This is a genomic window from Spirulina major PCC 6313, from assembly GCF_001890765.1.
Taxonomy (GTDB): Bacteria; Cyanobacteriota; Cyanobacteriia; order Cyanobacteriales; family Spirulinaceae; genus Spirulina; species Spirulina major.
In genome coordinates this window covers 3,926,078-3,947,209 of sequence record NZ_KV878783.1, presented here as the reverse complement: position 1 = coordinate 3,947,209, position 21,132 = coordinate 3,926,078, and the positions used below count along the sequence as shown (strand labels likewise).

Sequence of the window (21,132 nt, the reverse complement as noted above, 5' to 3'; positions counted from 1 at the left end):
GAGCGGTCTATGGTGTGGCCATTTGGGAAGCAGCAGCAGCAGCAACCGGAACCCCAAGTCCCGGATTTTGCGGGGGCGTTGCGGTCGGTGGCGGGGTTTGTGATTGGTGGGCAGCGGGGTGATGCGGCGTTGCAGCAGTTGCCGGGATGTCGGGTAACGGTGGCGGCGTTGGTGGATTGGGTGCGATCGGGGCAGGGGCGTGATCTGTTGTTGATGACGGAGTGGCGGCGATTGGTGGGGGCGGATTTGGGGGTGTTGAGTGAGGTGGCGGCGGATGTGGTGCGGGAGTTGGGGGGTGAGGTGGAAGAGCCGCAGGTTGAGAATTTTTCGGTAGGGTTAGATACTGAGAAAAAAACAGATGATCAAGCAATTATTAATCAATTACTCACGCAAAACCCAGAGTTAACTGAACTCGCAAAACTCAATGCACTTTTACAGCAAGATCAGTCCTCAAGTAATCAAATTTCAAGCGATGTCTATGCCTACTACAATCGCAGCAATGCCTACTCTGACATGAATCGGTACGAAGAAGCGATCGCGGACTACACCAGAGCCATTGAACTTGATTCCAAACTTGCTCACGTCTACGCTAATCGCGGTGATCTTTACAAAGCCTTGAAGCAGTACGAAACAGCGATCGCAGATCTATGACAATATGGAAACCCTCGATCGCCACACACGCGGCATTGAAGGCTTATCTCTGCAACTGCAAACCTCTAAAAGTAACCTCAAATCCTATAATAAGCGCCTCAACCGGATTCAAGGCTTTTGTGAGAAGTATTCATTACCGAGTGATTTAACCCTTTGGGATGATTTTGCGACGAATCAAGCGACGTTTTATCAAGAGCAAATTCAACAGGATATTGAGAGTTTAAGCCCTGGTTTACGGGTGCGGGAACAGCATATTAAAACGCTGCACGTGATTGTTGAAGCGGCCCAACAGGAGCGCGATCGCGCCATTGAAAATCTTGTGGCTGCGGCTGGGGTCGGGATTGGGACATCATCTGCCGCCGCTAGTGTCTGGGGCGGCCAGGAGAATGCTCAACCTTGGCCAACCTTTAGCTGGAGTATCGTGTTGGGCTTGGGGTCAGGCCTTCTGGTGTATGGGGTGTTGTGGTTGAAGCAGAGGCGCGATCGCCGCTAGGGAATACCGGGCAAACCGCCGAAACTGCAACTATTGAGGGGATAGGGTGCGATCGCACCCTCCACACCGCAAACCCCCGCCCAGTGAATGAGCGGGGGTTTGTGTTGGATTAAAGCGTCAGATTGAGCGGAATGACTGTGTTTTACGAGGCTTGGGTGTTGCCTAATTTCACATTTACCACTCGGTTGATCGCTTCATCGACTTTGGGTAATTGGAGTGTCAAAATACCGTGGGTGAAATCCGCCGTGACGTGATCATTTTGAATCGGAATCGGTAGCGAAATGATGCGCTTAAACGGGCCGTGGCGGAATTCAGAATAGTACACTCCTTGCTCTGAATCTGTTTCTTGGGTGGCGTGACGTTGGCCGGTAATCGAAATAGCATCACGGGTGGCATTGATTTCCACATCTTCGGCGTTGATGCCCGGCAATTGCACCCGTAAGACTAACTGATCGCCTTGATCTTTCAGTTCCACAGCGGGTTTCCATGCCGCAGTTTCAGAAAGAATTGGGTTTGTCACTTCATCAAAAAGATGATCCATTTGACGGCGGAGCGTGTCGATATCAGAGAAGGGTTGCCAACGAATGAGAGCCATACTATGTAACCTCCAATTGCTTAAATCAGCTTGATTGCTTATGTCTGTATTGTGCAAAATGGAGGGGCGCGATCGCAGTCGTAAACACCGAATCCAGAAGGGCAAGAAACCGTAAATTATCACTGTTTCAGCAGCCGTCAACGTAATTACTTGATAGCATCGTTAATGACAATCCAGAAAACCGAACGTCACCCCACATTCCGCCGGGGCCGCGATCGCGCCCCGGTCAAAAAAAGCGATCGCACTCTATGGACGGAAGAGTGCGATCGCTGGGGATCAATCGGGAAAAAACAGTCCCGATGATTCAGAAAATCGAGTCAGAATTCAAGCTCTAGACCTGTTCCCACAAAATCCGGATGCCGCTCGGCAGCACTGCCGCGATTTCCTGGATACGAGCGGGGGGTAATTCTTCGCGCACCGTTGAGAACACGGCAATCACTGCACCATTGGCAGTCGTGCCACGGGGTAAGCCCGCTTCTTGAGACACACGACGGATAAAGCTATCGGCATCAATGTCAAGGGGGGGACGAATCCGGCTCAGAAGCGCCACAATCGGATTATCGTCTTTCCACAAATTGGCAATTTCATCGTCGGAAAATGCGGCTTGCACCCGGTCTGATGCTTGGGTTGTCATCATGTCCCGTAAAGTCCGGAAAACCACCAGCGTAATATCACGAGCATCGTAAATATCAGGCAGGTCGGCCCGTTGCATTACTTTTTCTAAAAATGCTTTTTCGGGAGCGTTCATGGTGACAGCAGTCATAGAGTATCCTCATTGTTCTTGTCATCGCTGGCGATGGTGCAATGGTTGCAGTTCGCAGCGTTGGTTCCACCGTAACGCGGCGACGGGGGGGGTTGCCCTCTGTCCTTTGAGTGACGGGATAGATTGGGGCTGCTTATGGGTTGCATCAGAACTACATAACAGTCTGATTTATGCAAGCGGTTGAGGGTAATTTAGGGCAATTGAAGGGTGCGATCGCCCCTGTTATGCTGAACTAGAGTGAATTGTAACGTTTTGTCAAGCTCCCAGCGGAGAGCATTTACCCTCTGAAGCTACCCCGAAAGATTTTGCACAAATGCCGAGAAGTCGCGATTCTTGCTTCCCACTCCACCCCGCCCAAAATCATCAATCCAAGTGAGGCGTTTGTCTCACTTGGATTGTATGAAATCGTATTGTTCAGGATCTATCGCAATCCTATTTGAGCTTGAAACCCTCAGCCTTGAGCAACAAGGGGCTTTAAGCCCCTTGCCTATCCCGACCTGATTTAGGATTGCGATGGGGTGAAGTTAACCCCCATGGAATCAACTTCACCCGCTGGCACGGCACTAGTGGACTGTCTAGCCTCAGATGGCAAGTAACTTGAAGACTGAGCGAAGTCGAAGTCTGGTGCTCCGGGGTTCGACTCCGCTCACCCCTCTGGATAACAACTCACCTTTTTAAGCTAGACAAGACACTAGGCTAAGTGGGCTTCGAGGAACCAGAGGCGCTTATCAATGGTGCGGGAAATTTCGGTGTAGAGATCAGCCGTATCGGCATCCCCTAAGGTGTCGGTTTGGTCGATGGCGGTGCGCACATGTTTGCCATAGGCGGCGAATCGTTCCGCCAAGGCTGCCACATGGGCTTGACCGTCGCTAATCGTCAGGGGATATTCTGGCAAAATGGATTCCGATGCGGCGATCCGAGCCGTACCGAGGGCCGTGCCGCCTAGAGCGGTAATCCGTTCGGCCACCATGTCCACGTAGTCTTCTAATTCACCGGCTAACTCATCAAAAAGCTCATGGAGCTGGATGAAGTGGGGGCCTTTCACGTTCCAGTGGGCTTGCTTGGTTTGGGTTTTGAGATCAAGGGTGCTGGCCAGGGTTTGGCTGAGGATGTTGATCACGGGCGATCGCACTTCGGCGGCCAAATCAATCCGCGTTTCGTAATGGTGTTGTGCCGTATGTTGGCTGGGAATCGTTGCAGTCATAGGAGAATCCTCCAAAAGTGTGAGTCAATAAAGGTTAAAAATCCTGGGATTACACCCAAGCAATGGGTCGGGGCTGGCGTTATCCTAGGGCGATATCGAGCAAGGTCATCACCAAAAAGCCAGCAATTACGCCTAAAGTGCCTTCTTGGCGGCAGCTTTTACGGTCAATTTCTGGGATCACTTCATCCACAATAACGAATAACATTGCCCCGGCGGCGATCGCTAATCCCCAGGGTAAAATCGTCTGCCCCAAGCTCACTAAGCCCGCGCCCAGTAAGCCGCCGAGGGGTTCCGCTAAACCCGTGGCCGCCGCAATGCCAAAGGCTGACCCAACGGAATACTGTAGCTCTCGCAATGCCAACGCCACCACCAACCCTTCAGGCAAATTCTGGAGGCCAATCCCGATCATCAACGGCACACCACTGTAAAGCTCTGGTGCGCCAAACCCGACCCCGACCGCTAGGCCTTCGGGAAAATTATGAATCGTAATTGCAATGATGAACAGCCAGATCCGCTGTACCACTGAAGCGTCTGGGCCTTCGCGCCCTTGGATGAAATGTTCATGGGGAAAATGATTATGCAGCCACCAAAGTAGAGCCGCACCGATAGCAATGCCACTACAGGCGATCGCCGCCCCTGCACCTTGGGAATAGCCTTGCAACTCAGCGATCTCCGTCGCCGGGACAATCAACGAAAAAGAAGTCGCCGCCAGCATCACCCCGCCCCCTAGCCCTAACATCAGACCCTGCCAACGCTGAGACACCTGTTGCAGTCCTAACACGGGCAATGCACCGATCGCTGTTCCCATCCCGGCGAGCAAACTTGCACCAAATCCTAACCAGATTGTGTTCATACTTGTCTCGTCGGAATTGGGAAAACAGACAGCAGACGCGCCCCTGTTGGAATCGGTCAATGCTGGGTGAATGCTAAACCTTAGCCTTTGAGGTAAGCCAGCATTGTATCGGCATCAGACACCTCGAAGGGGTCAGCAGGGCAGTTGTCTTCATAACCGGGTTCGATGAAGATTTTTTCGATGGTGCAGTCGTTGACCACCATCGAGTAGCGCCAAGAGCGCAAGCCGAAACCGAGGTTAGACTTGTCGACGAGCATCCCCATTTTGCGGGTGAATTCACCATTGCCATCGGGGAGCAAGAAGACTTTTTCAGCCCCCTGCGCTTTACCCCATTGGAACATCACAAACGCATCGTTGACAGAGATACACATCACTGCATCAACGCCCTGGGCTTTGATTTCGTCGTAGAGTTCTTCGTAGCGGGGTAAGTGGGTTGAAGAGCAGGTGGGGGTGAAAGCACCAGGGAGGGAGAAAACCACAACACGCTTACCGGCGAAGAGTTCTTCGGTGGTGCGATCTTGCCAGCGGAAGGGGTTCGGGCCGTCGATGGATTCGTCACGAACACGGGTTTTGAATATAACGCTGGGGACTTTCTCGATAACAGCCATGTCTTTTCCTTTGGGATAACAACAGTTGATTTGCTTGTTTCTAAGAATAATTCTTATCTAGGACTAAATACAATGAGTATAAATACTCATTTTGTCACCTGCACCCACAGGCACGCCCACCCCATCCCCCACCCACACCAGGCGGGGGATGGATGCAGGGTGGCTCAAGTTCACCCTCTGAATCGAGTTTTTAGTCCCGTTTAAAAGACTGTGCCGTCACTTTCGATCAGTAGGGGGGGGCGGCCATCAATGCGCAATTCGGCGGCAATTTTGCGCCCGGCGGCCCAAGTGCCGCCTTGCAAGATTTTGACGAGGGGGAGTTCTTGGGCGGATTGGTTTAACTGGGTGCGAATGCCGGCCGCGATCCGATCTAGGCAAGCGAGGGTGAGCGATCGCCATTCCACAATTAATTCTGAATCGGGGCGATGGGTGCGAGCGGCTTGGTCTGGATCTTTTAAACTCAGTAAGCCCAAATCTAGACAGAGACCGCCGTTCCGGTATTCTGCTAACCCGGTTAATTGATCCAAATCCGTCACCTTCACCCCCAAATGGGCTAATGGCTCAATTAATGAATAGGTTAACCATTGGGACAATTTATGAAACGGCACATACCCCACCTGGGAATGTGACCACACATCGCCTAAATTCACCCCATCCAAGACCAAGCGCCCCGGCCAAATGCGGCCAAAGTGGGTGATGATGGCGGCAAAAATGTGGGGGGCGGGGAGGGTTTGGATGCCGACGGGGACGAGATAATCCACGAGATTGCCGAGGCGGGGGGCTTTGCTGCCGAATACATCCGGGGTGGTGGCGACGATGTGGCCGAGGGTGCGCAGGAGTTGCGATCGCCCCTGTATCCCCACTAAATTATTATTCTCTGTGACTTGAAAATGGGGGGCGAGATGCTCCGGGGTAATCGCCTGTAAGCCCACGGCATCGGCTTGATAGGGATGCTCTGGATCGCTACTGAAGCCGCCCGCCATGAACATCCGAAAACTGGCGATCGCTAATCCTTCGGAGCGTTGCCAGGTTTGGCCGGTGTCGGCTTCCTGATACTGCCAACTCGGCCCTGCACCGGCATCGAGCAGGACACTGGCGATCGCTAATTCATAAAGAGTTTTGACGCGATCGCGGGGGGAGAGGTGAGGGATCAGGGTCTGAAGTTGGACAAGGCGATCGCACCCTCCCACCTCAAAATGCCGCCACCGACTATGAAACGGCACATCCAAGCCAGGATAGTTACTGCGGAGATTCGCCAAAACATAGGCGGTGACCGTGGCGATCGCCTCAGGATGATACCGAAAATGCTTCAGTTGATCCTGTTGCGCCAGTTGAAACATCTGCTCCGCCTGGGCGCGAATGGCCGCAGGGGTTTGTAGGTAGGCGATTAAATTCGACATAGGTGTGGCAAGTGGCTGCACGGCAAGAATGTTTCAGACTCAAAGACCCTTGATTGCACACTATACAGCTTGTTCAGAAATCATCACGTCCAGATTCAGAAGCCCCTCGCCCCGTGGGAGCTAATCCTGTAGGGGTTTGGACGTAGCCTGAGCACCTTGCTTGAAAAAGAAGAAACGCTCAATCGCAGTCGCCAGGACTTTAACCCCTGGCAAGGGTTGCCTCCGAGAAGGGGCAAAACCCACTAACTTCGCCAAGTCCAAGGTAGCCTGTCGTAGAGAGTCAACTTACTTGAAGGGAATTGAAGGGATTAATCCAGGCTCAATTTGTGATTAATCCCAGGGTGCGATCGCCTCTTCATCCCTCCTCGATCCTCCTGCGACCTCCATGGCTATCCCAGCGTTATTCAGTACAGATGTATCCACCCTGCCCCTTTGGCCTCAATTTGTAACGCTGGGCACCATTCCGGCTTTTTCCGCAGCTCCGGGTCTGATACCCTAGGGTTTATCCATCAGCCCATCATCCTGTCCATGGTGGAACAGCAATGCCCTATCGTGGCGGTTTACCCGTCTTTTTTAACCCAGAAAACTGTCGCAATGAGACAGAAGTTGAAAGCAAGTTTATTGTTCAATACCTACTACCGAGTTTGGGTTATGCCCCCGAAGCGTGGCATCAAGAGGTGACCCTCGGTAAAATTCGCCTTGATTTTCTCATCTTTGCAGCCCAATCTTTACCGATTCAATGGAACGATCAGTCTCCCTACAGTTTACTGATCGAAGCGAAAAGCCCCCGCCATCATTTAGGGCCGTTTGTTGCTAAATTAACCTATTATTTAACACAGCTTTGGATTCCCTACGGAGTGTTAACCAACGGCAAAGAATTCCAAATTTATAGCCGCAGTGGTGACCAAATTCACCGTATTTTTGAATGTCGCGGTTCTAGTGTTCAGACACAATTGGGGACAATTCGCAGCATCATTGGTCGGGATGAAATGCAGATGATGGGAAAATTGCGATCGCCCGCCCCCGCCAAACCCCCACCGCCAAAAAAGCGATCGCCCCCCCATCCTCTGCCACCGTTTACCTACTCTGTTTCCCTCAATCCTCACCCTTCATTGATCCCGAAAACCATGCGCACTATTGCCATCTATCACAATAAAGGCGGCGTGGGTAAAACCACCACCGTTGTTAATCTCGCGGCTGCGTTGAGCAAGCAAGGGCAGCGCGTTCTTGTCATCGATCTCGACAGTCAAGCCAATACAACCTTTGCAGTGGGCTTGGCAAAATTTGACGATGAAGAAGATGCACTGAGTAAGACCCTCAGTGAAAATAATATCCAGCAGGTGTTAAGTTCTGAAGAACTCTACCCGATTCCCGCCGTAGCCCAAACCGCCTTTAGTTTTTGCACACCGCCCATTGATGTAGTTCCGGCTCATATTGACTTGATGCGGGCAGAAAATGAGTTAAATAGTCAAGAAAATGCGCGATTTATTCTCAGTCAAAAATTGCAAGATGTGCAGGATAACTATGATGTGGTGTTGATTGATACACCGCCATCGTTGAATTTGTTTGCTCGTTATGCGTTGATTTCATCGGATTATTTAATTATCCCGTCGGATTTAAAACCCTTTGCGAACCAAGGACTACGGAATGTGCAAGGGTTAGTAAAAGATGTGAATAGTTTTCGCAAAAATATTAACCGAGCTCCGATTTATTTGCTGGGGGTTTTGGCGAATAAGGTTTCGACCAATGCGCGGTTTGTGAATTCGACCTTGCCAAAACGGATGCAGATGGTGACGGAACGCTATGGCTTAAAAATGATGGAGAGTATTATTTTTGAGCGGGAACCGTTGGCGAAATGTGCGGAGCAAGTGCGGGTGATTGATGGGCGGGAAGTGCCTGATCCGCGTTCGGTGTTGGATTATGATCCGAATTCCAAATCAGCGCAGGAGTTTAATACATTAGCCCTTGAAGTGATGGGAAAACTGGCTTAGATGAAACTTAAAATTAGTTTGGTGGGGGTGAAGCGGATTCAGTCGGCGGTGGCGCGATCGCACTTTTCTCCAGCGGTCATTGATCAGGCGGCTGAGGCAATTTTGCAGGCGGAAGGGTTAATTAATCCGCTGATTTTGCGGCGTTTAGATTGGCAAAGTTATGAGGTGGTGGATAATCACTTGGGATATTATGCAGCGGTGCGGGCGAAGGAATTAGATTTAGCGCGGGGCGAGACGGTGCAAGGGATTATTCTAGAGCCGGAACAGGAGGCGGCTTTGTTGACACAGGTGCAGCTTTTTCGCGGGGCTGTCCTTGCTCCTGAAGCCGTGATTGCAGACCCTCCCACCGCACCGGATCTGACTGACCGTTTCGCCCAGTTTGAGCGCACGATCGCGGCTCAATTCGCCGCCCTACGCGACGAAAATCAGCACCTCCGCCAAGCGATCGAGACAATCCGTGATCAGGTGACAACCCCACCGCCGATCACGTTAGATGATGGGGCGTTGGGTGCGATCGCTGCAAAACTGATCCCTTTTTTACCCACTGTTCAACCGGCCACCTCTGGCCACACATCGATCTCAAAACCCTCTTTCTCTCGTCCTCCTTCTCTCCCAAAAACCACCCCAAAAATCAACCTCAACTGCGCTACAGCGGTGGAATTATGCCAAGTGAAGGGGTTAGGAAAAAGTAAAGCCGAAGCCATTTTAAAACGACGGCAAGAGCAGGGAGATTTCACCTTTATTGATCAACTTGCGGATCTACCCGGCATCACCCAAAATACAATCCAAAAATATCAATGGTCTGACTTGTTTGAGGTCTAAAACCATGGCAGCGATCCCCACAATTAGGGCATCATCCCAATGGTGAGACAGGTTAACGGGTGGGATCGGGTTGCAGGACGCGACGGAGCATATATTGCCGAATCAGGGGGGTGAGCCTAGGCAGGATTCCCCGGTGCAGGATGGTTTGAGCGCACCAGGGGAGGAGACAAGCGATCGCAACTTTCCGCCCCCAGATCAGCGCATCCCCTTGGATTAAAGCCGGCACATCCCACAGCAGATATAGGGTCGTCACGCCCCCGGAAATTCCCCAGGCAATACGATTTATGAACGCGGTCAGTTCAAAGGTGAGGCGACCTAATAACTGACGAATCAACCAATAATGGGCAGTCGAGAGGGTCAGGGCGAGGGTTTCATCCTCCAAACAGCTGGCACAGACTTGATGGATGATGTCCCCATCGATGGAAATCACAGTTTTTAGCACCGCCTCTTCTGAGGATTGCAACGGATAAAAGGTGACAAAACTAATCGCCGATTGTAATTGGCCGCGATGATCCACCAGGACATAGCGCAAAAACGCGGCGAGAAAGGGACGCGGAATCAGCAACCGTTGACCCCGTGCCTGAGCCATCCTAATCAAGCGTAAATTAACCGGGTCAAGGTGAAACGTGACCCCGTGATAGAGAATGTTATCCTCGGCGGTGCGTTCTTTCACTAAACGCACCACGGATTTAAGCATGAGGTCACGCCGCCGCTTAGGGCGCGATCGCCCTTGGCTCACTGGGTTCTCCTGTGGCTGTACCATTAGCGCGATTTACGCCGTGAGAACGCATTTCCCAACTGAGTGAAGGTTTTTTGGGCGAGATCGAGGATAAAGCCCAGCAGTTCGCGCCATTGTTGTTCGCCGGCGGTGACGCTTTCTTTATGGATGTTGAGGATCAGATCACGATGGGGATGGTTGAAGATGTCGGTGCTGTAGCGGTTAATCACGTCGCCATCGAGTTGGATGATGGTTTGGGCGTAGATCATATCGGTTTTGACATCATTCATAATCTCGGCTTGGGCTTGGTCAGGATGAAGATGTTGCATCCGCTGGAGGGAGCGGTTGCGGTTGTCGAGACCGGCTTTGAGTTCGCTCATTTTGCGGAGCGATCGCGAAAATTTCGGATTATTGAGCAGGGATTGAACCCGGTGCATCTCGTTAGGATCGTGGGGTTTTAAGGGGTTGGGCAGTTGGGAATGGAGCGCATCAATGGGGGCATTGGGGTCACTCAAAATCCGTAACCGTTCCTGCTGGACTGCGGTTTGTTCCTGGGTGGAGGGGTCAAACATTTCCGATTCCGGATCGCACATCAGCAGGACATATTCCATTTCCAGGCTGCGCCGCAATTCCACATAACGGCCCCGGAGGCTCTCGTGCAGTTCGTCTCGATAGAGCCAACTTTCATCAATGCGGTAGAGATCGCGATAGATTTCCCAGGGTATGAACTTATCCCCGGTGATCCGCTCCACCACCATCGTATTCACTTCTAAGGCCGTGATATCAATGAGAACTTCACTGAGCGATCGCGCAAAGTCCTTGAGAATGTTCTGACCTTGATCGGCGGGTTGTTTTGCAGTCACAGTGGGCGTTGGGGTAAGGGGAGGCGTGGTCAGGTTGGCCCGTCGCGATCGCCGTCGGTCTAGAGGAGCACCATTCGGATTCGTCATTTTTTTCTCCTTAACGTTAAGGTTCAGGCTCATCATCCGGTTGCCAGGTTTCTAGCCCTGCACCCTGATCATCATCAACAGCCCAGACCTGTTCCGTTGCTGAAAACTCTGGATCATCGGCATTGTCCCCCCACGGTTCTACCGGAGCGGGATCATCCCTCGCCCCATCAGCCGGCGGGAGCGGAGACACCGCCTCAGTCCGATAATCTTCCCAATCTTCTTCGACCACCGAAGTATAATCCGTCGCGTTCGGAAATGGATCGAGGGTGGGATTCCGCAATTCCGGTTCTGCACCGGTATCTTCGACAAACTCCACAAATTCGCCCCAATCCTCTTCGTCATCGTCGGGATTCAACCCATCGGTAAACCTGACCGCAGCCGGAGATGGGGTGGGGGGATGGGGCGCGATCGCATCCTGGGGAACATCCGTCAGGGGCAACACGGCTTCATCCAGATACAGATAGGACGCATCCCAATCTTCAATCCGCAGGGATTCAGGGTCAGCCGGTGGCGGCGCTAAGGGGGTAACCTCTGGAGCGGAATCGGAGGGGAACGGCCGCAACTGTTCGCCCTCGTTGGCAAATTCAGTTAAAAAGGCATCGGTGTCGGGGTCATCGGCGATGACTTCGAGGGGAGCCACCGGAGTTTCACTAAAAATAGCGTCAAGATCCGGGAAAACGAGGGCTTCGGGATCGGTTTGGCTGGGCAGATCCGGGGCGAAGGGGTCGAGGGGCGGCGGTTCTGGTGCAGAGCGAGGCGTGATCAAGGCGGGTTCGCTGGCAAGGTTTAGGGGAGCGGCAGCGGTGATGTCAGTGGGAAAGCTTAAGGATGGGGCATTCCAAAGGTCATCGGCGGTGCTAAAGGGGTCGCGATCGCCCCCCAAGTCCGGCAGTGGTGGATCAGCGAGGGGGGGGATGGGTGGATCATCCCACTGGGGATCGGGATGATCGGCCCAGAGGTCGGCGGTGAGGTCGTTGTCATCGAGGGGAGCCGCGAGGGGATCATCACCGTAGGGGTCAGGGTCGGGATGGGTGAAGGGGTCGAGGTCGGGGGAATCGAGGGGGGTGAGGGTGGGAGCCGGATCGGGGGGTGGGGGGTTGAAAATGTTGCCGAGGACGGTGAAAAGACGGTTCAAGTTTTCCACGTTATTTTGAATGAGACGGCTGCCGGTGGCGACTTGGTCGAGGTGAAATTGTCGCAGTTCGTGATAGTCCTGGTCAGTGAGGAAGCGATCGCCCACCTGATTTTCAATATCCCCCTGCACCAGATCAATCCGGGTATGGAGGCGATCGCCCGACAACCCCGGAGCCGACCCATGCACCAACGCCTCAGCACTAGCGATCGCCGGAATTACTTCCGTGGTGATGTTCAACTCCACCGCTTGGCCCATGGCGATCAAAAACGCCTCTTGGAGTCGCCCAGCTTTGAGCACCTGCTGAAAGGTTTCCCGATCTTGCTGTTCTGATTCGACCATGTTCCGTCCTCTGCTTGAACTGTCGATCATGCCTCACCAGCATGGTTACTGAGGCGGTAGGGATGGATTGCGGGTGTTCTTGGGCAACCGATCAACGGTACGCGCCAAGAGGACAAACATTTGCTGCAAACTTTCCAGGTTTTGCTTGATAATGTCGCGCCCTTCTTGAACTTGCTGGAGGTGAAAGTCGCGCAGTTCCGTGTAGGGGCCGCTGCCGATAAATTGGCTGCCCACTTCGTTATTGATATCCCCATCCACCAAGTTCATCCGCGTCCGCATTCTCGCACCGGGAGAGGGTTCCCCCAGCACGGCACTGTCATCGGTGGATACCCAGGTGGTAATTTCTAATTCAATGGCTTCACCGAGGGCAAGGGTCAGCGCATCGACGACTTTTCCCTCTTTAAGATACTGCCGAAATTCATCACTGGCTGCCATGTAGAGTTTCCCCAACGAGTCACGCCTAAAACTATAGCACGGGGGCTTTGGGGGGATAGTCTAGGGCATTAAGTTTCCTTGCGTAGGGTTGTTAAGGCGAGGAGACGGGAGGCGATCGCCTCCTCAATCGGCAACACCGACAGGCGATTTCCCCGCCGCACCAAGACGAATTCATCCGGGGTAAATGTAGCTTTTAAGATGTCAAGGGGAACGAGATTCGCAAACGTCGCCACATATCCCAGTTTGACGGTATACCAACGGGGTTTGTCGGGGGTGGCTTTAGGGTCGTAATCGGGGCTGGTGGGGTCAAACTGGGTGGGATCGACCACGTTGGTTTCCACCACTTCGGCCAGACCCGCGAGGCCGGGGGGTTTGGCGTTGGAATGGTAAACGAAGACGCGATCGCCCACCTGCATTTGCTGCAAATAGTTCCGCGCTTGATAGTTACGCACGCCGTCCCAAAGCTCAATGCGATCGCGGGCTAAGTCATCAATACTGTACACCGTGGGTTCTGATTTCACGAGCCAATCCGCCATTGTTCCGTCCCCGCGTCAAAATTCGGGTTCATTGTCCCACAGGCCAGGGGGCGATCGCCTTTATAATTTCTGAGAATTTGAGAAACTGACAGGCTTAGGATATGACCAACGCAACTCAACCCCAGGGTATCCGGGGGGCGCTCCTCGATCTGATTGCTGATCCCTTTTATCACGAAGTCGCGGAGTCGGTGCGCTACATCCCCGATGGGGTTTTGGTGATTGCAGCGGGCAGGATTCAAGCGATCGCCCCCTATGCCGACATCATCGCCCAAGATCCCGACCTCCCAATCACCGACTACCGCAATTATCTGATCGTCCCCGGCCTGATTGATACCCACATCCATTTCCCCCAAATGGAAATGATCGCCGCCTACGGGGAACAACTCCTCACCTGGCTCAACACCTACACCTTCCCCACCGAAGCCCAATTTAAAGATCCCGCCTATGCCGCTGAGGTGGCCGATCGCTTCTTAACCGAACTGCTGCGCCATGGGACAACCACCGCCCTCGTTTTCGCCACCGTTCACCCGGAATCCGTCGAGGCCTTTTTCACCGCTGCCCAAGCCCGCCGCCTGCGGATGATTTCCGGTAAAGTCCTGATGGATCGCCATGCCCCGGAGAATTTGCGCGACACCCCAGAGCAGGCCTACCACGAGAGCAAAGCCCTGATCGAAAAATGGCATGGGCGCGATCGCCTCCTCTACGCCGTCACCCCCCGCTTTGCCGCCACCTCCTCCCCAGAACAGCTACAGGTCGCCGCCCAACTCCTCGCCGAATTTCCCGAAGTCTACCTCCATACCCACCTCTCCGAAAACACCGACGAAGTGGCCTGGGTGCAAGACCTCTTCCCCGACCATGACGGCTATTTAGATGTGTACGATCGCGCTGGTTTAGTGGGGAATCGCTCCATTTTTGCCCATGGGGTGCAACTCACCCCGGCAGAATTCGCCCGCCTGTCAGTGACAGAAGCCGCGATCGCCTTTTGTCCCACCTCAAACCTGTTCCTCGGTAGCGGTCTGTTTAAACTCGAACAGGCAAAACACCGCGATCGCCCCGTGAAACTCGGCCTCGGCACAGATATCGGCGCAGGTACGAGCTTCTCGCTTCTCCAAACCGCCAACGAAGCCTACAAAGTCGCCCAACTGCGTCGCCAAACCCTTTCCCCCTTCCAAGCCCTCTACCTCGCCACCCTCGGCGGCGCTCATGCCCTCAACCTTGACCCCATCCTCGGCAATTTCAACCCCGGTAAGGAAGCCGACTTCATTGTCCTCGATCGCCGCGCCACCCCTCTCCTTCAATTCCGCAACCCCGAAACCATCCCCACGGAATTAGAGGCGATCGCCGATCAAGTCTTCTCCCTGATCATGCTTGGGGACGATCGCGCCATCCACGCCACCCATATTTTGGGCGATCGCGTGATCCTGCCGGACTAGGTCTTGATCAATCAGGGCTTAAGCCCAGCTTAAAACGTTGAGGCCAATTAAGAGGATGAGGAGAAACACATTGAGGGCGATCGCGCTCCGTTGTTGGCTGATGTGTTTGCTAAAAATGGTTGAGCCTTTTTCCTTTAAATAGGTTTGAATACCGGGGGGAAGGTTTTGGTAGCGATCGCGCTGGCGTTGGATTTGACGGCTTAAATTAACCACGCCGAACACCGAAATAATCAGTAACGTGGTGCGATAAATCAGGTAAGGGTGCATAGGGATTAGGGCTTAGAGGTGTTTGAGGCTGTAGTTAACGGCAATGGTAATCAGGGCGGCGAAAATGCTGCCGGTGAGGGCGATGCGGACAATGTTGTTATATTTGCGAATTTCGATTTCGGCTTTTTGTTCCGCTTGGCGAACCAGATAGGTTTCCACTTCACCCGCTAAGGTGCTTACCACCACGACAATCAACGCCACGTCATCCACGAGGCCGCCAATGGGAATCACATCAGGAATCGCGTCAATGGGAGAAATTAAATAGATGAGAGATGCGATCGCCAACGCTTTCGATTTCCACGCCGCTTCGGGGTCGCGCACCAACTGCACCAACACCTCCACCTTTGACCAAATTTCCTTCACCGGGCCGCGCTGCATTGACCCAATATTTTCGTTAATCCGCTCCACATCTTCCGGTTTAGCCTTGCGGATGTAGTCATGGAAAATGCGTTTAATTTTGGCGGTTTTGCCCTGTTCCAACTGTTGATCAATTTGATCCAATTGATCGTCTAAGGTGGTGTCTGATCCCTTTGCTTCTGAATTACGCCAGGTTTGCCAACGGGAGCGGAGCGCGTGCCAGGGTTTTTTGAGGGTCAAAGCCGCAGGGTGAGCCGGAGAGGATGGCTCTGTGGTGAGAGTTACAGGTGCTTCGGGTGGGGTGGGGTCAGAATTGGATCGGAAACGTTGGGTGAGTTTGGCGGTGCGATCGCGCAGCGTTTGGCGTAAGGTTGCAAACATAAAATCCCCCAACACAATCTACTGATTTTCCAGTTCGCCCCGTCGCCGACAGCCTTGATCAGACAAAGACGCATCGGGTAACGTCGCTCGACACAGGATCACGGTTCCCAGTTCCACCGCCGTCAGGTCGGCATTTTCGAGATCCGCTTCAAATAGGTTAGCATTTCGCAAATCCCCATAGCTCAGATCCGCCCGTCGCAAATCCCCATAGCGCAGATTAACATTGCGGAGATTCGCCTGGCGCAGGTTGGCCTGTTGCAAAATGGCGCTGCTCATCTGGGCATCCCGCAGAATCGCCCCGCCTAAATTGGCATTGCTGAGGTCAGCATTGAGCAACACCGCACGGGTCAGGTCAGCATAACTCAGGGTGGCGCGGGACAGATCTGCATTGCTGAGGTTGGCAAGGCTAAGGTTGGCTTGGTTGAGGCGGCTGCGGGAGAGATCCGCATTGCTGAGGTTGCTTTGGCGTAGGTTGCTTTCGATCAAGGTGGCGCGGCTGAGGTTGGCGGCCTCAAGATTGGCCTCGCTAAGGTCGGCGGTGGTCAGGGTGCTGCCTTGGAGATTGGCATTGATCAAACTGGCATGGGTGAGGGTGGTACGGACGAGGCTGGCATCGCCCAAGTCGGCCGCGTCGAGGCTGGCGCGGTAGAGGGTGGCGCGGTCGAGAACGGCAAATTCAAGATCAGCATTGTCAAGGCTGGCCAGGGTAAGGTTAGCCCCGGTGAGGTCGGCATAGCGCAGATCTGCCCCGCTGAGGTTGGCTTCGATCAGGTTGGAGCCGCTGAGTTTGGCGCGTTGGAGGTCAACGCCGCTGAGGTCAGCCTCGCTGAGGTCACAGTTGCGGCATTCGTTGGTTTCGAGCAGTTGCTGAAGGTGGGAGGGGTTGGCGGCATGGGCAACGGGGGCGATGCTGCTGATGCTTGCCCCGATCGCAAGGCTGGCGATCGCACCTCGCCACAGTTGATTAACCTGATTAACCATCTCACCTCTCCATCAACACTCTATCTCCTACGAGTGTAGCCCGATTCTAGAGAATTTCCCCTTGGTTCCGAGGGCGGGGCATAGGGGGCGATCGCCCCTGGATATCTTCTGAACAGAAAAAACAAGAGAGCAACTCTCTTGTTTTTTGTCATCGTTAGGATTTGACCGGGTTGACTGACAAAATTAGCCAGACCCCAGTAGGGGAGAGGGAACTGGAAAAATGAATCGGCTCCCCTCGCCCTCTGGGAGGTTGGGGGTGAGGGCTATCCAGTCCGTCAACCAGGGATTTGGCGGTTTTGAATGAGCGCTTAAAGCTTCACTTCAATATCAACCCCAGCCGGTAGATCCAGCTTCATCAAAGCATCAATCGTCTTCGATGAGGGTTGATAGATATCAATAATGCGGCGATGGGTACGGGTTTCAAAATGCTCACGGGAATCCTTATCCACGTGGGGCGATCGCAACAAACAATAGATCCGACGCTTGGTGGGCAGGGGAATCGGGCCGATCGCAGCGGCGTTGGTGCGATTCGCCGTATCCACGATCTTTTCGCAGGAGGTATCGAGGAGGCGGCGGTCAAAGGCTTTGAGGCGGATGCGGATTTTTTGCTGTTGGATAGTAGCCATGTTCAGTTTTCAAGGTTCAGGAAAAGAATAGAATCAGGGGGCAAAAAGAGCAGAAAAGTTCAGCTTTTCTGCTCTTTTTCATTATCGTCCGAGATTACTCAAGGATTTTGGACACCACACCCGCACCGATGGTACGGCCACCTTCACGAATCGCGAAGCGCATCCCTTGTTCAACGGCAACGGCGTTAATCAAGGTCACGGTCATTTTGATGCGATCGCCCGGCATCACCATTTCAGCTTCGCTACCATCATCTGCGGTAAACGCATCAATGGTTCCGGTCACATCGGTCGTCCGCACATAGAACTGAGGACGGTAGCCAGAGAAGAAAGGCGTGTGACGACCCCCTTCTTCTTTCTTGAGCACATACACCTCACCTTCAAACTTGGTGTGGGGCGTAATGCTGCTGGGCTTCGCCAACACCATACCGCGCTCAATATCTTCTTTCTGGATACCCCGAAGCAGAATGCCCACGTTGTCCCCAGCCATCCCTTCATCCAAGGTTTTTTGGAACATTTCCACACCCGTCACCGTGGCGCTACGGGTTTCGCGAATCCCGATAATTTCAATGGTTTCACCCACTTTCACCTTACCGCGTTCAATCCGACCCGTGGCAACCGTCCCACGACCGGTGATCGAGAAAACGTCTTCAATCGCCATCAAGAAAGGCTTATCAATTTCCCGTTCCGGTGAAGGGATATAGCTATCCACTTCATCCATCAACGCCAAAATTTGATCCACCCACTCATCTTCACCCTTGGCAATTTTGGTGTTTGCTGTCAACGCTTCGACTGCTTTCAGCGCAGAACCGGCGACGATGGGAATATTGTCACCGTCAAAGTCGTAGTCGCTGAGCAGTTCACGCACTTCGAGTTCAACCAGCTCCAGCAGTTCTTCGTCATCCACCATGTCCTTCTTATTCAAGAACACCACCAAGTTAGGAACCCCCACTTGCTTCGCCAGCAAAATATGCTCACGGGTTTGGGGCATCGGGCCATCGGCAGCGGACACCACCAACACAGCCCCGTCCATTTGAGCCGCCCCGGTGATCATGTTTTTTACATAGTCAGCGTGTCCAGGACAGTCCACGTGGGCGTAGTGACGATTGTCCGTCTCATATTCCACGTGGGCGGTATTGATCGTAATCCCCCGTGCTTTTTCTTCCGGTGCTGCGTCGATATCGGCGTAGTTTCGGGCTTTGGCTTTACCCGTTGCGGCTAATGCCATCGTGATTGCAGCGGTTAATGTGGTTTTACCGTGGTCAACGTGGCCAATCGTGCCGATGTTAACGTGGTCTTTTGTGCGTTCAAATTTTGCGCGTGCCATTGATTAGTCGTTCCTTATCTCTAAGTTTGCGTTCCTGAGCTGATTTCACATTTTAGGGCCGATCGTGACCTCTTGTCTGGCCATCCTCGGCCCTAGCCTGTATCCATCATGAAATGGTTCCCCTGTTTTTAGCGATGATGGCTTCAGCCACATGGTTGGGAACCTCACTGTAGTGGCTGAACTCCATCGAAAAGATGCCGCGTCCTTGGGTTTTGGAGCGAATATCTGTGGCATAGCCAAACATTTCCGCAAGGGGAACTTTGGCGAGAACTTTGGCGATGCCCGTGTCAGCATTCATCCCCTCAATCTGACCCCGGCGAGCGTTGAGGTCACCCATCACATCCCCCAAAAAGTTTTCGGGGACTTCGACTTCGACCTTCATCATGGGTTCAAGGAGGACGGGCTTGGCGTTGTTAACCGCTGTCCTCATCCCCATTGACCCGGCAATTTTGAAGGCCATTTCCGATGAATCCACGTCGTGATATGAACCATCTACAAGGGTGACTTTGACATCAATGAGGGGATACCCGGCCAAGATACCAGTTTCGCAGGATTCTTTGATCCCTTGCTCCACTGAGGCAATGTATTCACGGGGAATGGTTCCTCCGACAATTTTGGAGACAAATTCAAAGCCTTTGCCTTCTTCGGCGGGTTCGAGGTCGATCACGACGTGGCCATACTGACCTTTGCCGCCGCTTTGTCGGATGAATTTGCCCTCTTGGCCACGGGCTGCTTGGCGAATGGTTTCCCGGTAAGCCACTTGGGGTTGACCGACATTCGCTTCCACCTTGTATTCCCGCAACATGCGGTCTACAAGAATTTCCAAGTGCAGCTCACCCATCCCCGCAATCACGGTTTGATTGGTTTCGGGATCAATGCTGACCCGAAAGGTGGGATCTTCATCGGAAAGGGCTTGCAATGCCTTGGAAAGCTTTTCCATGTCCTGCTTTGTCTGGGGTTCGACGGCGACGGAAATGACCGGTTCTGGGATGAAGAGGGATTCCAGAATGATGGGCTGGGCATCGTCACAGAGGGTATCCCCGGTGATGGTGTCTTTGAGGCCGATCGCTGCTCCAAGATCACCGGCGCGGAGTTCGTCTACTTCGATGCGATCGTTGGATTTGAGGATAATCAGCCGCGAGACTCGTTCTTTTTTGTCTTTGGTGGAGTTGTAGACGTAGCTGCCTTTGGCGAGGACTCCGGAGTAGATGCGTAGGAAGGTTAAGCGGCCGAAGGGGTCGGCGGCGACTTTAAAGGCGAGGGCGGCGAGGGGGGTTTTGTCGTCGGCGGGGCGATCGCCGTCTGTGCCATCGGGAAGCAGCCCTTTAATGGCGGGGACTTCGGTGGGAGCGGGGAGATAGTCCACAACGGCATCGAGGAGCAGTTGCACGCCTTTATTTTTAAACGCCGAGCCGCAGAGCATCGGGACAATCGTACCGGTGAGGGTTCCTTGACGGAGGGCCTGCTGAATTTCGGCTTCGCTGAGGGTTTCGGTTTCGAGGTATTTTTCGAGGAGAACTTCGTCGGTTTCGGCAACGGCTTCGAGGAGTTTGCTGCGGTACTCTTGGGCCAGGGCGGCGACTTCGGCGGGAATGTCTACATCTTCGATTTCGGTGCCGAGGTCGTTGGTGTAGAGTTTGGCCCGCATTTTGACCAGATCAACGATGCCGCGAAAGTCGTTTTCGCTGCCGATGGGAATTTGAATCGGGATGGCGAGGGCGCGGAGGCGATCGCACACCTGCTCATAGACTTTGAAGAAATTCGCGCCGGTGCGATCCATCTTATTCACAAAGACGATCCGGGGTACGTTGTAGCGATCCGCTTGTCGCCAAACGGTTTCCGATTGCGGCTGCACGCCTCCCACGGAACAAAAAACAGCAATCACCCCATCTAAAACCCGCATCGAGCGTTCCACCTCAATGGTGAAATCCACGTGGCCGGGGGTGTCAATAATGTTGATGTGATGCTCTTTCCAGTCGGTGCTGATCGCCGCAGCGGTAATGGTAATCCCCCGCTCGCGTTCTTGCTCCATCCAGTCGGTGACAGCGTTGCCATCGTGAACTTCGCCGATCTTATGGACGATACCGGAATAGAATAGAATGCGCTCGGTCGTGGTGGTTTTGCCCGCATCAATATGCGCGGCAATGCCAATATTACGAACTTTCTCTAGCGGGATAGCTCGTCCCACAATAGACCTCCTGAACGGTTACACCCAGTCAATGGGTGAATGTAACTGAGTACTAACTAATAAAGTAGCCTGAATGCCTGAA

General features: G+C 53.4%; 24 protein-coding genes. 7 read left to right on the top strand and 17 right to left on the bottom strand.

Annotated features, from left to right (window positions below; all coding sequences use genetic code 11):
- Window positions 1-9 precede the first annotated feature (9 nt).
- The 3 genes from SPI6313_RS17440 to SPI6313_RS23685 are packed head-to-tail and all read left to right on the top strand — an operon-like array spanning window position 10 to window position 1,257.
- Complete coding sequence (locus tag SPI6313_RS17440; protein ID WP_072622139.1) at window positions 10-651, top strand: tetratricopeptide repeat protein; 642 nt, start codon at window positions 10-12, stop codon at window positions 649-651.
- Between the two features lie 4 nt (window positions 652-655).
- Complete coding sequence (locus SPI6313_RS17435; RefSeq protein WP_072622138.1) at window positions 656-1,144, top strand: hypothetical protein; 489 nt, start codon at window positions 656-658, stop codon at window positions 1,142-1,144.
- Window positions 1,114-1,257: a hypothetical protein gene (locus SPI6313_RS23685; RefSeq protein ID WP_175551176.1), complete on the top strand. Its 144-nt coding sequence runs from the start codon at window positions 1,114-1,116 to the stop codon at window positions 1,255-1,257. Before SPI6313_RS17435 ends, SPI6313_RS23685 begins: the two co-directional genes overlap by 31 nt.
- A gap of 29 nt (window positions 1,258-1,286) precedes the next feature.
- Here SPI6313_RS23685 and SPI6313_RS17430 read toward each other — a convergent pair whose 3' ends face one another.
- Window positions 1,287-1,739, bottom strand: a complete 453-nt coding sequence (locus SPI6313_RS17430) for an Hsp20/alpha crystallin family protein (protein ID WP_072622137.1) — start codon at window positions 1,737-1,739, stop codon at window positions 1,287-1,289.
- A 165-nt stretch (window positions 1,740-1,904) separates the two neighbouring features.
- On the opposite strand from SPI6313_RS17430, the gene SPI6313_RS23680 reads away from it, so the two are divergent.
- Window positions 1,905-2,042, top strand: a complete 138-nt coding sequence (locus tag SPI6313_RS23680; RefSeq protein WP_175551175.1) for a hypothetical protein — start codon at window positions 1,905-1,907, stop codon at window positions 2,040-2,042.
- Window positions 2,043-2,070: 28 nt separating this feature from the next.
- On the opposite strand, the gene SPI6313_RS17425 is transcribed toward SPI6313_RS23680, so the two are convergent.
- From SPI6313_RS17425 to SPI6313_RS17405, 5 genes are all read right to left on the bottom strand, one after another.
- Window positions 2,071-2,502: a DUF2267 domain-containing protein gene (locus SPI6313_RS17425; protein WP_072622136.1), complete on the bottom strand. Its 432-nt coding sequence runs from the start codon at window positions 2,500-2,502 to the stop codon at window positions 2,071-2,073.
- A gap of 691 nt (window positions 2,503-3,193) precedes the next feature.
- Window positions 3,194-3,706: a DNA starvation/stationary phase protection protein Dps gene (gene dps / locus SPI6313_RS17420; protein ID WP_072622135.1), complete on the bottom strand. Its 513-nt coding sequence runs from the start codon at window positions 3,704-3,706 to the stop codon at window positions 3,194-3,196.
- A 79-nt stretch (window positions 3,707-3,785) separates the two neighbouring features.
- On the bottom strand, window positions 3,786-4,559 hold the full coding sequence (locus tag SPI6313_RS17415; RefSeq protein ID WP_072622134.1) for a ZIP family metal transporter: 774 nt from the start codon (window positions 4,557-4,559) through the stop codon (window positions 3,786-3,788).
- An 80-nt stretch (window positions 4,560-4,639) separates the two neighbouring features.
- Window positions 4,640-5,167, bottom strand: coding sequence for a peroxiredoxin (locus SPI6313_RS17410; protein WP_072622133.1), 528 nt, complete (start codon window positions 5,165-5,167; stop codon window positions 4,640-4,642).
- Window positions 5,168-5,367: 200 nt separating this feature from the next.
- A complete protein-coding gene (locus tag SPI6313_RS17405) occupies window positions 5,368-6,567 on the bottom strand; it encodes a DUF1688 family protein (RefSeq protein ID WP_072622132.1) in 1,200 nt (399 codons plus the stop codon).
- A 542-nt stretch (window positions 6,568-7,109) separates the two neighbouring features.
- On the opposite strand from SPI6313_RS17405, the gene SPI6313_RS17400 reads away from it, so the two are divergent.
- Together SPI6313_RS17400 and SPI6313_RS17395 are read left to right on the top strand one after the other, a co-directional pair.
- The gene (locus tag SPI6313_RS17400) at window positions 7,110-8,558 is read left to right on the top strand and encodes an AAA family ATPase (RefSeq protein ID WP_072622131.1); all 1,449 of its coding nucleotides are present in this window, start codon (window positions 7,110-7,112) and stop codon (window positions 8,556-8,558) included.
- Window positions 8,559-9,380, top strand: a complete 822-nt coding sequence (locus SPI6313_RS17395; protein ID WP_072622130.1) for a helix-hairpin-helix domain-containing protein — start codon at window positions 8,559-8,561, stop codon at window positions 9,378-9,380.
- Between the two features lie 52 nt (window positions 9,381-9,432).
- Here the strand turns inward: SPI6313_RS17395 and SPI6313_RS17390 are convergent, their stop codons facing one another.
- The 5 genes from SPI6313_RS17390 to SPI6313_RS17370 form a co-directional block, all read right to left on the bottom strand.
- A complete protein-coding gene (locus SPI6313_RS17390) occupies window positions 9,433-10,143 on the bottom strand; it encodes a hypothetical protein (protein WP_139276688.1) in 711 nt (236 codons plus the stop codon).
- On the bottom strand, window positions 10,143-11,048 hold the full coding sequence (locus SPI6313_RS17385) for a hypothetical protein (RefSeq protein ID WP_245788856.1): 906 nt from the start codon (window positions 11,046-11,048) through the stop codon (window positions 10,143-10,145). The genes SPI6313_RS17390 and SPI6313_RS17385 overlap by 1 nt, the downstream gene beginning before the upstream one ends.
- A gap of 16 nt (window positions 11,049-11,064) precedes the next feature.
- Window positions 11,065-12,522 carry a hypothetical protein gene (locus SPI6313_RS17380; protein ID WP_072622128.1) on the bottom strand — a complete coding sequence of 486 codons (1,458 nt, stop codon included), beginning with the start codon at window positions 12,520-12,522 and terminating at the stop codon, window positions 11,065-11,067.
- 45 nt (window positions 12,523-12,567) lie between these two features.
- On the bottom strand, window positions 12,568-12,957 hold the full coding sequence (locus SPI6313_RS17375; protein WP_072622127.1) for a hypothetical protein: 390 nt from the start codon (window positions 12,955-12,957) through the stop codon (window positions 12,568-12,570).
- Window positions 12,958-13,025: 68 nt separating this feature from the next.
- Window positions 13,026-13,493, bottom strand: coding sequence for an EVE domain-containing protein (locus SPI6313_RS17370; RefSeq protein WP_072622126.1), 468 nt, complete (start codon window positions 13,491-13,493; stop codon window positions 13,026-13,028).
- A gap of 101 nt (window positions 13,494-13,594) precedes the next feature.
- On the opposite strand from SPI6313_RS17370, the gene guaD reads away from it, so the two are divergent.
- Window positions 13,595-14,926 (top strand): guanine deaminase, encoded by a 1,332-nt coding sequence (gene guaD / locus SPI6313_RS17365; protein WP_072622125.1) that lies wholly within the window; start codon window positions 13,595-13,597, stop codon window positions 14,924-14,926.
- 18 nt (window positions 14,927-14,944) lie between these two features.
- Here the strand turns inward: guaD and SPI6313_RS17360 are convergent, their stop codons facing one another.
- From SPI6313_RS17360 to fusA, 6 genes are all read right to left on the bottom strand, one after another.
- Entirely contained in the window at window positions 14,945-15,193 is a 249-nt protein-coding gene (locus tag SPI6313_RS17360) for a hypothetical protein (RefSeq protein WP_072622124.1), read from the bottom strand.
- A 12-nt stretch (window positions 15,194-15,205) separates the two neighbouring features.
- Entirely contained in the window at window positions 15,206-15,931 is a 726-nt protein-coding gene (locus SPI6313_RS17355; protein ID WP_072622123.1) for a YkvA family protein, read from the bottom strand.
- A gap of 18 nt (window positions 15,932-15,949) precedes the next feature.
- Complete coding sequence (locus SPI6313_RS17350) at window positions 15,950-16,912, bottom strand: pentapeptide repeat-containing protein (RefSeq protein WP_072622122.1); 963 nt, start codon at window positions 16,910-16,912, stop codon at window positions 15,950-15,952.
- A gap of 308 nt (window positions 16,913-17,220) precedes the next feature.
- Window positions 17,221-17,538: a 30S ribosomal protein S10 gene (gene rpsJ, locus SPI6313_RS17345; protein WP_072622121.1), complete on the bottom strand. Its 318-nt coding sequence runs from the start codon at window positions 17,536-17,538 to the stop codon at window positions 17,221-17,223.
- A gap of 94 nt (window positions 17,539-17,632) precedes the next feature.
- A complete protein-coding gene (gene tuf / locus SPI6313_RS17340; protein ID WP_072622120.1) occupies window positions 17,633-18,862 on the bottom strand; it encodes an elongation factor Tu in 1,230 nt (409 codons plus the stop codon).
- Window positions 18,863-18,968: 106 nt separating this feature from the next.
- Window positions 18,969-21,050, bottom strand: coding sequence for an elongation factor G (gene fusA, locus SPI6313_RS17335; protein ID WP_072622119.1), 2,082 nt, complete (start codon window positions 21,048-21,050; stop codon window positions 18,969-18,971).
- Between the last annotated feature and the right edge of the window lie 82 nt (window positions 21,051-21,132).

What these genes read in the sequence shown, in the direction of transcription:
- SPI6313_RS23680 (WP_175551175.1), top strand. Translation starts at nt 1,905, where the DNA reads ATGACAATCCAGAAAACCGAACGTCACCCCACATTCCGCCGGGGCCGC.
- SPI6313_RS17400 (WP_072622131.1), top strand. Translation starts at nt 7,110, where the DNA reads ATGCCCTATCGTGGCGGTTTACCCGTCTTTTTTAACCCAGAAAACTGT.
- rpsJ (WP_072622121.1), bottom strand. Translation starts at nt 17,538, where the DNA reads ATGGCTACTATCCAACAGCAAAAAATCCGCATCCGCCTCAAAGCCTTT.
- SPI6313_RS17395 (WP_072622130.1), top strand. Translation starts at nt 8,559, where the DNA reads ATGAAACTTAAAATTAGTTTGGTGGGGGTGAAGCGGATTCAGTCGGCG.
- guaD (WP_072622125.1), top strand. Translation starts at nt 13,595, where the DNA reads ATGACCAACGCAACTCAACCCCAGGGTATCCGGGGGGCGCTCCTCGAT.
- SPI6313_RS17370 (WP_072622126.1), bottom strand. Translation starts at nt 13,493, where the DNA reads ATGGCGGATTGGCTCGTGAAATCAGAACCCACGGTGTACAGTATTGAT.
- SPI6313_RS17430 (WP_072622137.1), bottom strand. Translation starts at nt 1,739, where the DNA reads ATGGCTCTCATTCGTTGGCAACCCTTCTCTGATATCGACACGCTCCGC.
- SPI6313_RS17415 (WP_072622134.1), bottom strand. Translation starts at nt 4,559, where the DNA reads ATGAACACAATCTGGTTAGGATTTGGTGCAAGTTTGCTCGCCGGGATG.
- SPI6313_RS17375 (WP_072622127.1), bottom strand. Translation starts at nt 12,957, where the DNA reads ATGGCAGCCAGTGATGAATTTCGGCAGTATCTTAAAGAGGGAAAAGTC.
- SPI6313_RS17440 (WP_072622139.1), top strand. Translation starts at nt 10, where the DNA reads ATGGTGTGGCCATTTGGGAAGCAGCAGCAGCAGCAACCGGAACCCCAA.
- SPI6313_RS17405 (WP_072622132.1), bottom strand. Translation starts at nt 6,567, where the DNA reads ATGTCGAATTTAATCGCCTACCTACAAACCCCTGCGGCCATTCGCGCC.
- dps (WP_072622135.1), bottom strand. Translation starts at nt 3,706, where the DNA reads ATGACTGCAACGATTCCCAGCCAACATACGGCACAACACCATTACGAA.
- SPI6313_RS17355 (WP_072622123.1), bottom strand. Translation starts at nt 15,931, where the DNA reads ATGTTTGCAACCTTACGCCAAACGCTGCGCGATCGCACCGCCAAACTC.
- SPI6313_RS17425 (WP_072622136.1), bottom strand. Translation starts at nt 2,502, where the DNA reads ATGACTGCTGTCACCATGAACGCTCCCGAAAAAGCATTTTTAGAAAAA.
- tuf (WP_072622120.1), bottom strand. Translation starts at nt 18,862, where the DNA reads ATGGCACGCGCAAAATTTGAACGCACAAAAGACCACGTTAACATCGGC.
- SPI6313_RS17385 (WP_245788856.1), bottom strand. Translation starts at nt 11,048, where the DNA reads ATGACGAATCCGAATGGTGCTCCTCTAGACCGACGGCGATCGCGACGG.
- SPI6313_RS17380 (WP_072622128.1), bottom strand. Translation starts at nt 12,522, where the DNA reads ATGGTCGAATCAGAACAGCAAGATCGGGAAACCTTTCAGCAGGTGCTC.
- SPI6313_RS17390 (WP_139276688.1), bottom strand. Translation starts at nt 10,143, where the DNA reads ATGGTACAGCCACAGGAGAACCCAGTGAGCCAAGGGCGATCGCGCCCT.
- SPI6313_RS17435 (WP_072622138.1), top strand. Translation starts at nt 656, where the DNA reads ATGGAAACCCTCGATCGCCACACACGCGGCATTGAAGGCTTATCTCTG.
- SPI6313_RS17410 (WP_072622133.1), bottom strand. Translation starts at nt 5,167, where the DNA reads ATGGCTGTTATCGAGAAAGTCCCCAGCGTTATATTCAAAACCCGTGTT.
- SPI6313_RS17350 (WP_072622122.1), bottom strand. Translation starts at nt 16,912, where the DNA reads ATGGTTAATCAGGTTAATCAACTGTGGCGAGGTGCGATCGCCAGCCTT.
- SPI6313_RS17360 (WP_072622124.1), bottom strand. Translation starts at nt 15,193, where the DNA reads ATGCACCCTTACCTGATTTATCGCACCACGTTACTGATTATTTCGGTG.